Annotated in this window: 9 protein-coding genes; 3 read left to right on the plus strand and 6 right to left on the minus strand. The window is 73.8% G+C overall.

Annotated elements, in window-relative coordinates; translation table 11 throughout:
• Nucleotides 1-49: 49 nt before the first annotated feature.
• Nucleotides 50-1,723, plus strand: coding sequence for a ribosomal protection-like ABC-F family protein (abc-f, locus tag ACFYY2_RS08420; RefSeq protein ID WP_388738833.1), 1,674 nt, complete (start codon nucleotides 50-52; stop codon nucleotides 1,721-1,723).
• Nucleotides 1,724-1,741: 18 nt separating this feature from the next.
• Here the strand turns inward: abc-f and ACFYY2_RS08425 are convergent, their stop codons facing one another.
• Nucleotides 1,742-2,248 (minus strand): NUDIX domain-containing protein, encoded by a 507-nt coding sequence (locus ACFYY2_RS08425; RefSeq protein ID WP_388738835.1) that lies wholly within the window; start codon nucleotides 2,246-2,248, stop codon nucleotides 1,742-1,744.
• Nucleotides 2,249-2,498: 250 nt separating this feature from the next.
• Here ACFYY2_RS08425 and ACFYY2_RS08430 point away from each other — a divergent pair, with 250 nt between their 5' ends.
• Entirely contained in the window at nucleotides 2,499-5,924 is a 3,426-nt protein-coding gene (locus tag ACFYY2_RS08430; RefSeq protein WP_388740025.1) for a phosphodiester glycosidase family protein, read from the plus strand.
• 116 nt (nucleotides 5,925-6,040) lie between these two features.
• Here the strand turns inward: ACFYY2_RS08430 and ACFYY2_RS08435 are convergent, their stop codons facing one another.
• Genes ACFYY2_RS08435 through dhaK form a run of 3 tightly spaced genes read right to left on the minus strand, consistent with a single transcriptional unit; the run spans nucleotide 6,041 to nucleotide 8,097 of the window.
• Complete coding sequence (locus ACFYY2_RS08435; protein ID WP_388738838.1) at nucleotides 6,041-6,451, minus strand: PTS-dependent dihydroxyacetone kinase phosphotransferase subunit DhaM; 411 nt, start codon at nucleotides 6,449-6,451, stop codon at nucleotides 6,041-6,043.
• Complete coding sequence (dhaL, locus tag ACFYY2_RS08440; RefSeq protein ID WP_388738841.1) at nucleotides 6,448-7,065, minus strand: dihydroxyacetone kinase subunit DhaL; 618 nt, start codon at nucleotides 7,063-7,065, stop codon at nucleotides 6,448-6,450. The genes ACFYY2_RS08435 and dhaL overlap by 4 nt, the downstream gene beginning before the upstream one ends.
• Before the next feature lie 39 nt (nucleotides 7,066-7,104).
• On the minus strand, nucleotides 7,105-8,097 hold the full coding sequence (dhaK, locus tag ACFYY2_RS08445) for a dihydroxyacetone kinase subunit DhaK (RefSeq protein ID WP_388738844.1): 993 nt from the start codon (nucleotides 8,095-8,097) through the stop codon (nucleotides 7,105-7,107).
• Nucleotides 8,098-8,391: 294 nt separating this feature from the next.
• Between dhaK and ACFYY2_RS08450 the strand changes: the two genes are divergently transcribed.
• Nucleotides 8,392-9,480 (plus strand): NAD-dependent epimerase/dehydratase family protein, encoded by a 1,089-nt coding sequence (locus tag ACFYY2_RS08450; protein ID WP_388738846.1) that lies wholly within the window; start codon nucleotides 8,392-8,394, stop codon nucleotides 9,478-9,480.
• Between the two features lie 33 nt (nucleotides 9,481-9,513).
• Here the strand turns inward: ACFYY2_RS08450 and ACFYY2_RS08455 are convergent, their stop codons facing one another.
• Both ACFYY2_RS08455 and ACFYY2_RS08460 read right to left on the minus strand, forming a co-directional pair.
• Complete coding sequence (locus ACFYY2_RS08455) at nucleotides 9,514-10,626, minus strand: sensor histidine kinase (protein ID WP_388738848.1); 1,113 nt, start codon at nucleotides 10,624-10,626, stop codon at nucleotides 9,514-9,516.
• A gap of 4 nt (nucleotides 10,627-10,630) precedes the next feature.
• Nucleotides 10,631-11,374: a response regulator transcription factor gene (locus ACFYY2_RS08460; RefSeq protein ID WP_388738850.1), complete on the minus strand. Its 744-nt coding sequence runs from the start codon at nucleotides 11,372-11,374 to the stop codon at nucleotides 10,631-10,633.
• Nucleotides 11,375-11,415: the final 41 nt, after the last annotated feature.

The raw sequence follows: 11,415 nt of genomic DNA on the forward strand, positions 1-11,415 counted from the left end.
CGACGGCCCCGCGTGCCCGCCGGGACATGTCACCTCAGGGAAGACACCCATGCATCCTCACCCCCGCCATGCCCAACTGGCCGTGCACGACGTGTTCAAGGCGTACGGCGACCGCCGCGTCCTCGACCAGGTGTCCTTCACGATCCGGCCGGGGGAGAGGGCCGGCGTCGTCGGTGAGAACGGATCCGGGAAGTCCACGCTGCTGCGGCTCCTCGCCGGAGCGGAGGCGCCGGACGCCGGCGACATCACCGCCCGCTTCCCCGGCGGCACCGGCCACGTCACCCAGACCCTCACACTCGATCCCCGGAGCACCGTGCAGGACGCCGTGGACGCGGCCCTCGTCGAACTCCGCACGCTGGAACGGCTGATCGCCGCAGCGGAGAAGGCGATGTCCGAGAGCGAGCCCTCCGGGGCGAGCCTCGCCGCGTACGGCGACCTGCTGTCGCGGTACGAGGAGCGCGGCGGCTACCAGGCGGACGCCAGGACCGACGCTGCCCTGCACGGGCTCGGCCTCGGCACCATCGCACGGGACCGTGAGCTGGGCACGCTGTCCGGTGGTGAACGGGCCCGCCTCGCCCTCGCCCGCGTACTCGCCGCGGCGCCCGAACTCCTCCTGCTCGACGAACCCACCAACCACCTCGACGACGACGCCGTCGGCTGGCTGGAGGATCACCTCCGGGCCCACACCGGCACCGTCGTTGCCGTCACCCACGACCGGGCGTTCCTGGAGCGGACCACCACCGTGATCCTGGAGGTCGACCGCGATCTGCGCACCGTCCGCCGGTACGGCGACGGGTGGGACGGCTACCGCGCCGCGAAGACCGCCGCCCGCCGCCGCTGGGCCCAGGAACACCAGGAGTGGCTGGCCGGAGTCGCACGCGCCGAGGAACTGGTGGGCTCGGCCGGGCAGCGCCTCGCCGGGAGCGGCAAGGACCCCGGGCAGGGATTCGGCAAGCACCGCAGGTCCCACGAGGCCAAACTGTCGGGGCGGGTCAGGGCTGCCAGGACCCGGCTGGAGACGCTGCGCCGCTTCCCGGTCCCCGCCCCTCCCCTCCCGCTGAGCTTCAGCGCCGAGCTCGCCGTCACCGCGGGCGAGGACCCGGCGGCCGGCCGTGACCGGGTACCCGGCCACGACCTCGTGGCGGAGCTGGAGTCCGTTGTCGTGACCGGCAGGCTCGACCTGCCCTCCCTGCGCCTCGGGCGCGGACAGCGCGTGCTGGTCACCGGGCCGAACGGTGCGGGCAAGAGCACGCTCCTGCGTGTCCTGGCCGGCGACCTCGCACCCGATGCCGGGACGGTCCGGCGGTGGGGCAGGACCGGCTACCTCGCGCAGGAGCTCCCCCCGCGCCCCACGCGCCGCACGCTGCTGGCCACCTACGCCGCGGGGCGGCCAGGCATCCCAAGCGAGTACGCCGACGAACTGCTGGCCCTCGGCCTGTTCCGCCCGGAGGACCTGCACGTCCCCGTCGCGGACCTCTCCGTCGGACAGCAGCGCAGGCTGGCCCTGGCCCGGCTGGTCGTCCGCCCGGCGGATCTCCTGGTCCTGGACGAGCCGACGAACCACCTCGCGCCCGACCTGGCAGAGGAACTGGAGACCGCGCTGGAGCGGTACACGGGGACGGTCGTCGTCGTCTCGCACGACCGCAGCCTCCGCAGCCGTTCCGCCGGCGACCACCTCGAACTCCGGGCGGGCCGCGTCGTGCCGGGGGCCTACGCCCGCTGAGCGGCCACGGGACAGCCCCTACGCCTCCGGGGGCTCCCCCGCGTCCCGGACGTGGTCACGCAGTCGTTCGACGAAGACCCGCTGCCCCGCGACCAGGCGCTCCGACGCCTCCTCCGGTGTGCACCAGGCGAACCGGTCCATCTCCGGGAACTCCCGCTGCACACCGGAGCCCTTCGGCCACTCCATGGTGAAGGTCCCGGGCACGGCCCGGGACGGGTCCAGCCACGCTTCCACGGCCCACACCGACACCAGCTTGCCGCCGGCCTGGAGGTTCTCGCCCAGCGCCACCCACGTCCCGTCCGGGAGCGGAAGCCCCACTTCCTCCTCGAACTCGCGGCGGGCCGCGGCCCGTAGCTCCTCGCCGGGTTCGGGTTCACCCTTGGGGACGGACCACGCGCCGGTCTCGCGGCGCGCCCAGAAGGGTCCGCCCATGTGGCCGATGAGCACCTCGGCGTCCCGGCCGCCGTCCTCACCGGTCACGACCCGGAAGAGGAGGACCCCGGCGCTGCGCCTGACTGTCGTCATGGTGTCAGTCTGCCCACACGGTGGGCCGGCTGAGCATCCGGACACCCTGCTGCCGTGTCCTCACCCCTTCGGCGCACTCCGTTTCTCCTGATGTCGCTGTTGCCCCCTGGTGCGCGCCGGTGTGTCCGGCCATGCTGTCGGCCGACAGCGCTTTCTGTGCGCAATCCGTTCCGTATCAGGAGGATTTGTGGGCCTTGCCACACTCCGCGGCGCCCTGCGGCCACTCGTGCTGCTGGCGACCGTGTCGGCGATGGCGGCGGGAGCGGTCGCACCCGCGGCAGCCGACTCCGGTCCCGACCCCCGCCCCCACACCGCCGCCGAGATCCTCAGACCCGTCGCGCCCCCGGCCGCCAGTGGTCCGGCGGGTGAGGCGACGTCCGTCGTCGACGGCGACGGGATCGAGACGGCCCGCGCGTCCCGGCCCGTCGCTCCGGGCGTCCGGCTGGACTCGTACGACCGTCTGGAGTCCGACAAGTGGCTGAGGGTCGACGCCCTCACGGTGGACCTCGACGCTGGGGTGCGGGCCGACTACCTCTCCACCGGCAGGGTCGCGGACCGGAACACGGTCTCCGCACTCGCGGCCGGGCACGATCCGGGGCGGGGGCGCCGTACGGTCGCGGCTCTCAACGCCGACTTCTTCGACATCAACCAGACCGGGGCCCCGCAGGGCCCGGGGATCAAGGACGGCCTGACGGTCCAGTCCCCGGCCCCGGGCAACCACCGGGCGGTGGGCATCGGGCCGGAGAACGCCGGCCGCGTCCTGGAGCTGTACTTCGAGGGCACGCTCACCCTGCCGTCGGGCCCGCGGCCGCTCGCCGCCTACAACGCGGCGAACGTACCCGCCGAGGGGGTGGGCGCCTACACGTCGGCCTGGGGCACGGCCGACCGGGCCCTGACCGTCGACGACGCGCGGCCGGTCACCGAAGTCGCCGTACGCGACGGCAAGGTCGCCTCCGTGTCCGGCACTCCCGGGGCGGGGCCCGTGCCCGAGGACACCGTCGTGCTCGTCGGCCGGGAGGCCGGGGCGGGCCTCCTCTCGGCCCTGGAGCCAGGTGATCCGGTGAGCATCGAGTACCGCGCCCGGACCGGCGGCGGCGCGGTCCCGCGCACGGCGGTGGGCGGCCGGGAACTGCTCGTCGCCGACGGGGTCGCGCAGAACCACGACGGTGAGGGGAACAACACCGCCGCGCCCCGGACGGCCGTGGGGTTCTCCAAGGACGGCCGGACCATGCAGGTGCTCACCGTGGACGGCCGCCAGACCGACAGCGGCGGCGTCACGCTCACCGAGCTCGGCGAGATGATGCGCCGGGCCGGTTCCCACAGCGCGCTGAACCTCGACGGCGGCGGCTCCTCCACCCTCGTCGCCCGAGAGCCGGGCAGCGACGCGCTCCAGGTGGAGAACAGTCCGTCCGACGGCAGCGAGCGCACCGTCCCCAACGGCCTCGCGCTGACGGCCCCGGAGGGCAGTGGCAGGCTCCACGGCTTCTGGCTGGAGACCCGTACACCGCCCGGCCCGGCACCGGGAAACGATCCCGTCGCCGGAGGGCACCCCGAGCGGGTCTTCCCCGGTCTGACGAGGCGGCTCACCGCAGCCGGATACGACGAGACGTACGGCCCGGCCGCCGGCACCCCGCACTGGCGCGTCATGAATCCGTCCGTCGGCACCGTCGACGGGGAGGGGACCTTCACCGCGCGCCGCAGCGGTTCCACCGACGTACGGGCCGAACGGGCCGGTGCCCACGGCGAGACCGGGCTCACGGTCCTCGACCGTCTGACCCGCGTCATGCCGACCACGACGCGGGTCGGGCTCGCGGACGCGCGGGCCACCGGCCGCTTCGGCGTCGTCGGACTCGACGCCCACGGCGCGAGCGCGCCCGTCGAGCCGGCCGACATCACCCTCGACTACGACCGCACGCTGTTCGAGATCGCCGACGACGGACGCGGATCCTTCACCGTGAGGTCCCGCACCGGTGCGGGAGCCGGACTGGTCAAGGCCACCGTGGGCGGCGTGCACACCACCCTCGCGGTGAGCGTCGGCCTCACCGAGCAGGCCGTCTCGGCCTTCGACGACGCCGGGGCCTGGAAGTTCAGCCAGGCACGCGCGGACGGCGCGCTCGCCGCCACACCCGAGGGACACACCGGCACGGGCCTCCGCCTCAGCTACGACTTCACCCGGTCGACGGCGACGCGCGCGGCCTACGCGGCGCCGCCGCAGCCCGTACCCGTACCGGGACAGCCCCAGTCGTACACACTCTGGATCAAGGGGGACGGAAACGGTGCCTGGCCCACGCTGCACCTGAAGGACGCCGCGGGTTCGGACCAGCTGCTCCGGGGGCCGTACATCACCTGGACCGGCTGGCGGCAGGTCACCTTCGCCGTACCGCCGGGGGTGGCGATGCCGCTGTCGGTGTCCCGTTTCTACCTCGCCGAGACCGCCGCCGCACGGCAGTACACGGGGGAGATCGTCATCGACGACCTGTCCGCCCAGGTGCCGCCGACGGTCGACGTACCCGAACAGGCCGTGGCCGCCGACCCGTTGATCGACACCGCTGCCGAGACCGGACGCCGGGACTGGCGCTTCGCGGTGATGTCGGACGCCCAGTTCGTCGCCCGGGACCCGGACAGCGCGATCGTCCGGCAGGCGCGGCGCACCCTCCGGGAGATCAGGGCGGCCCGCCCGGACTTCCTGGTGGTCAACGGGGACCTCGTCGACGAGGGGTCACCCGCCGACCTCGCCTTCGCACGGCAGATGCTGGAGGAGGAACTGGGCGACGCGCTGCCCTGGTACTACGTGCCTGGCAACCACGAGGTGATGGGCGGCGGGATCGGCCACTTCACCGACCAGTTCGGCCCGGCACAGCGGACCTTCGACCACGAGGGGACCCGGGTCATCACCCTCGACACCTCCAGCCTCACCCTGCGCGGCGGCGGCCTCGCCCAGATCAAGGAGTTCCGGGCCCAGCTGGACGCGGCGGCCGGGGACCGCTCCGTCGGCTCCGTGATGCTGATCGAGCACGTGCCGCCGCGCGATCCCACCGCACAGCAGGGCAGCCGGCTCACCGACCGCAAGGAGGCCGCCCTGGTCGAGCGGTGGCTCGCGGACTTCCGGCGTACGACCGGCAAGGGCGCGGCGATGATCGGCAGCCATGTCGGGGTGTTCCACGCGTCGCACGTCGACGGGGTTCCATACCTGGTCAACGGCAACTCGGGCAAGGCGCCGGCCGGCCCGGCGGACGAGGGCGGCTTCACGGGATGGTCCCTGATCGGAGCCGACCGCGTACCGCCGGGCGAACAGCGCCGGGCCCGTGAGCAGCCGTGGCGCGGCGGGCCCGACTGGGTGTCCGTCCAGACACGCGCCCACGTCGACGCGTTGTCCCTGAACGCGCCCGCGGAGCTCGTATCCGGGCAGCGGGCGCAGGTCACCGCGACCGTCGCCCAGGGGGCGCGCACCGTGCCGGCCGCCTTCCCCCTCAGCGCCGACTGGACCGGGTCGCCCGACGTCCACATCGGCGGAGCCGGAACCGCCGGACGGCGACACATCGCGGTGCTGGACCCGGGGACGGGCACCCTCACCGCGCTCCGGCCCGGTTCGGTCACGCTCGCCGTGACCGTCAACGGGACCACACGGCAGGCGCGGATCACCATCGTGGCCGGGGCGGTGACGCCCGCCGCCTGACGCGTCACCGCACCGGACGCCGCGCGCGGAACCGAGCAGGCCCCGCTCCGGCCGCCCCCTCCGATGGGGGACGGCCGGAGCAGGGCCTCAGGGTCCCCGCCGCCGGCTGCCGGCGCTCACGTCTTCCGGTAGCCGTAGGCGTCCGAGGCCGCGGTCTCCACGGCGTCGAGATCGCCCCCCGCGGAGGCCGTCACCAGTGCGGCCACCGCGCCCTCGACGAACGGGGCGTCCACCAGCCGCGCTCCAGGGGGCAGTTCATCGCCGTCGGCCAGCATCGACTTCACGGTCAGCACCGCGCTCCCGAGGTCCACCAGGAGCGCCACACCGGCGCCGCGGTCCACGCTCCGGGCTGCCTCGGCGATCAGTTCGGGACTCGTGCCGAGCCCCCCGGCGGAGGTGCCGCCCGCCGCCGCCACCGGAGCCGTCGCACCGCCGGCCGCCAGCCCTGAGGCCAGCTCGGCCACGGCCTGCGCCACCGGCCCGCTGTGCGAGACCAGCACGATCCCGACCTGCTTCTCCTCGCTCACTCGCCGCCCCCGTCGTCGTGAGCCGCGGCCTCCACGAGCGCCCCGACGAGGAGTGCGGCCGAGGTCGCCCCCGGATCCTGGTGCCCGATGCTGCGCTCGCCCAGATAGCTGGCCCTGCCCTTGCGGGCCTGCATCGGGACCGTGGCCGACGCGCCGGCCACGGCGGCGTCGTGGGCCCGCTCGAACGATTCGGCCAGGACCTCGACGGCGGGGAGCAGCGCGTCGAGCATCGTCTTGTCACCCGCCTGCGCCCCGCCGAGCTGCGCCACCGCCGCGACCCCCGCGCCGAAGGCCTCGGCCAGCTCGGCGGGCGACACCTCCCCGGCGTCGCCCAGAGCCTTCCCCGTGCGGCGCAGCAAGGTCCCGTACAGCGGTCCGGACGCCCCGCCCACCGTCGAGATCAGCTGCCTTCCCGCAAGCGCGAGCACGGCACCGGGCGTCGCGGGCGGGTCGCTCTCCAGCGCGTCGCGCACCGCGGTGAACCCGCGCCGCATGTTGCTCCCGTGATCGGCGTCCCCGATCGCGGCGTCGAGCTCGGTCAGCCGGTCCGCCTCGCGGTCCACGGCTGCCGCGGTGACCGTCATCCAGCGACGGAAGAAGTCGGTGTCGAGCACAAGGTCTCCTGTTCCTCACACGGACCGACGGAGTTTCGTTCACCGGCCCCAACGGAGCGCGGGCGTCTGGACCGGCGCGTCCCACAGCCGGACCAGCTCCTCGTCCGCCTGGCAGACGGTCACCGAACAGCCCGCCATGTCGAGCGACGTCACGTAGTTCCCCACCAGGGTACGAGCCACCGTCACACCCCGCTCGGACAGCACCCGCTGCACTTCGGCATTGAACCCGTACAGCTCCAGCAGGGGCGTCGAGCCGAGACCGTTGACCAGGACGAGCACGGGGCCGCTCGGCCGCAGGTCCTCCAGCACCGCGTCGACCGAGAAGTCGGCGATCTCACGGGCGGTCATCATCGCGCGCCGCTCGCGTCCGGGCTCGCCATGGATGCCGATGCCCAACTCCAGCTCGCCCGGAGGGAGATCGAACGTCGGTGTGCCCTTCGCCGGAGTGGTGACCGAGCTGAGCGCGACCCCGAAACTCCGGGAGGACTCGTTCACCCGGCGTGCCACCGCCTCCACCTGCTCCAGCGGTGCGCCCTCGTCCGCGAGCGCGCCGGCGATCTTCTCCACGAAGAGCGTCGCCCCGGTGCCGCGACGGCCCGCGGTGAAGGTGCTGTCGGCCACCGCGACGTCGTCGTCGACGAGGACCCGGGCCACCCGCACCCCCTCGTCCTCCGCGAGTTCGGCCGCCATGTCGAAGTTCAGCACGTCACCGGTGTAGTTCTTCACGATGAACAGCACGCCCGCACCGCTGTCGACCGCGGCTGCGGCCCGCACCATCTGGTCGGGCACGGGGGACGTGAACACCTCTCCCGGGCACGCCGCGGAGAGCATTCCGGGCCCGACGAAGCCCGCGTGCAGCGGCTCGTGTCCGGAGCCGCCGCCGGACACGAGCCCGACCTTTCCGGCCACGGGCGCGTCGCGCCGGACGACGAGACGCTTCTCGGCGTCCACGACCAGCTCCGGGTGAGCGGCGGCCATACCGCGAAGGCCGTCCGCGACGACTGTCTCCGGCACGTTGATGAGCATGCGCAACGGTTCCTCCAGGAGAGAGCGACGGCCAGGCCGCAGGTGCCGGCCGTCGGCGTGAATCCGATCCTCTTGTCTCAGGCACGTACGGCCCCCAGTATCGAAGAGACCCGTGTGATCGGGAAGCGACGCGTCGGAGGGACGCACATCCGAGCCGTCGGAGGGACGGCCACACGCCCGTCTGCGCGCGGACCACCCGCACGACGCCGGGCCCGCGCGAGCCCCACGGGGTCCTTACGGTCCCGTGACACGGGCGTGCCGCGCCGCCCCTCCGGTCCGTGGGCGGCCTAGCGTGGCGGCATGCGTGTACTGGTCACCGGCGGAGCCGGCTTCATCGGGTCGTACATCGTCCGCACCCTCGCCTCGGGCGGGCACGAGCCGGTCGTCCTCGACGCCCTGCTCCCCTCGGCGCACGGGCCGTCCGGGCGCGGTGCTCCCGCGACGGACCAACTGCCGCCGGGGGTCCGGACGATCGTCGCGGACGTACGGGACAGGGCAGCCGTGGCCGGTGCGCTGTCCGGGATCGACGCCGTGTGCCATCAGGCGGCGATGGTGGGCCTCGGCAAGGACTTCGCCGACGCGCCGGAATACGTCGGCTGCAACGACCTGGGCACGGCGGTGCTGCTCGCCGCGATGGCGGCGGCCGGGGTCCGCGACCTGGTGCTCGCGAGTTCCATGGTGGTCTACGGCGAGGGACGGTACGACTGCCCCCGGCACGGCTCGGTCAGGCCGGGCCCCAGGGAAGTGGACGACCTGGACGCCGGGCGCTTCGAGCCGCGCTGCCCCTCCTGCGGCTCGGAACTGCTGCCGGGGCCGGTCACCGAGGAAGCTCCCGCCGACCCCCGCAACGTCTACGCGGCGACCAAACTCGCGCAGGAGCACCTCGCCTCCGCGTGGACCCGCGCGACGGGCGGCCGGGCGGTCGCGCTGCGGTACCACAACGTGTACGGCCCGGGGATGCCGCGCGACACCCCGTACGCCGGCGTCGCGTCCTTCTTCCGGTCGGCCCTGGCCAGGGGAGAGGCACCCCAGGTGTTCGAGGACGGCGGCCAGCGGCGCGACTTCGTCCATGTACGGGACGTCGCGGCGGCCAACGCCGTGGCTCTCGCGGCTCTGGCCGAGCGGGCGCCGGGCGCCTTCGACGCCTACAACACGGGAAGCGGCACCCCGCACACCATCGGAGAGATGGCCCGGGCGCTGTCAGCGGCCCACGGCGGTCCGGACCCCGTCGTCACCGGCGAGTACCGGCTGGGGGACGTCCGCCATGTGACCGCCGATTCGCGGCGCCTGCGCGAGGAACTCGGCTGGAAGCCGGAGACGGACTTCGCCTCGGGGATGAGGGAGTTCGCCACGGCTCCCCTGCGAGCCGGAGCGGGACCGCGAACGTAGCTTCCGGGCGCGCCCCTCCGACGCGCGGTGGTCTCACCCCGGGGCGGCGGGGAGGACGACCTCGAAACAGCAGCCACCCGCCACGTTCCGGACGCCGGCCCGGCCGGAGTGCGCCTCGACGATTCCCCGCACGATCGCGAGCCCGAGGCCCGCCCCCGACGGAGGGGTGCGGGCCGGGCTGCCCCGCCACCCCGTGTCGAACACCCTCGCGAGGTCCTCCTCCGGGATCCCGCCGCACCCGTCGGTCACCGAGAGCACGAGACCCTCGGGTGAGCGCTGTGCCGTCACCGCGACCGTCCCGTCGGCCGGGGTGCGCCGGATCGCGTTGATCAGGAGGTTGCCCATGACCCGGCTCATCTCCTTGCCGTCGACCTCCACGGGCACCGCGTCGACCCGGTCGCCGACGAGGCGGACCCCGTGTTCGCGCGCCAGGGGATGGGCCCCGGCGAGGGCGTCGCCGACCAGGTCGCGTGCGGAGACCCTGGTGGGTGCCAGTGTGAGCGAACCGGCGTGGATCCGGGAGAGTTCGAAGAGATCACCGACCATGTCGTTCATCCGTTCCACCTCACGGCGTATCTGCCGCAGGTAGCGGCCCGAGTCCGGAGCCATGCCGTCCTCCAGAGCCTCGGACATCGCGCGCAGCCCGGTCAGCGGGGTCCTCAGGTCGTGCGAGATCCACGCGACGAGCTCCCGGCGCGATCTCTCCAGGGCCCGCTCACGCTCCCGGGAGTGTTCGAGCTTCGCGCTGGTGGCCGCCAGTTCACGTGTGAGCGTGGCGAGTTCCGCCGTCGCCTGCCCCCGCGGTGCGTCGAATGTGCCCCCGTCGCCGAACGAGCGTGCCGCCAGGGTCAGATCGCGGCTGCTCGCCGCCACCCAGCGGCCCAGCAGGACCGCGGTCGCAAGCGACACCGCGGCGGCCATGGCCACGACGGTCGTCACCACCGTCAGGTCGTGGGGCGACAGGAACATCGCCCAGGCCACGGTCAGGGTCCCGGCCAGCATCGCCGTCACCGCGACCGCCGCGACGACGGTCAGGGAGACCACCAGGGGGCGGTGCCGTAGCAGTCGCAGTGCCAGGGCGCCGAGCAGCCCGGCACCGGCGGCGCCGAGGAATGCGAGGAGGGCGATGAGGAGGATGTCGGCCACGCGCTCAGCCCCCCGAGGTGTCGTCGTCGGGCAGGTCCATGCGGTATCCCACACCCCACACCGTGTGGATCAGGCCGGGGCGGGCCGGGTCGGTCTCGACCTTTCCCCGCAGTCTCCGCACGTGGACGGTCACCGTAGACAGATCGCCGAAGTCCCAGCCCCAGACCTCCCGCATCAGCTCCTCGCGGGTGAAGGCCCGTCCCGGGTGGCTCAGGAAGAAGGCCAGCAGGTCGAACTCGCGGAGTGTGAGGCAGAGATCCCTGCCGTCGCGGGTCGCCAGGCGGGCCAGAGGGTCCAGGCCGATCCCGGCTCCGCCGAGCCGGGCGCGGGTGCCGGGGCCGGTACGCCGGTCCCGGCGCAGGACCGCCTCCACCCGCAGCACGAGTTCACGCGGACTGAAGGGCTTGGTCACGTAGTCGTCGGCACCGGTCTCCAGCCCCAGGATCCTGTCGTCCTCGTCCCCCCTCGCGGTGAGCATGATGACGGGCACGGGCCCTCGCGCACGCATCCGGCGGCACACCTCGAAGCCGTCCATGCCGGGCAGCATCAGGTCGAGCACCACCAGATCGGGCCGCTGCACCCCGTAACTGTCCAGTGCCGAGGGCCCGTCGCCGGCCCGTCCGACGTCGTAGCCCGCGCGTTCCAGGTACCCGGCGGCGACCTCCGCGACGGTCGGATCGTCGTCGACGACGAGCACACGGCCGCGCGACACGCCGCCGGAGTCCGGAGGGGAGGCGATGTTCTGCATGGCGCCACTCTGGCATCAGCGGCCGTCCCGGCGGCGGGCCT

Source organism: Streptomyces sp. NPDC001822 (assembly GCF_042892135.1).
Taxonomy (GTDB): Bacteria; Actinomycetota; Actinomycetes; order Streptomycetales; family Streptomycetaceae; genus Streptomyces.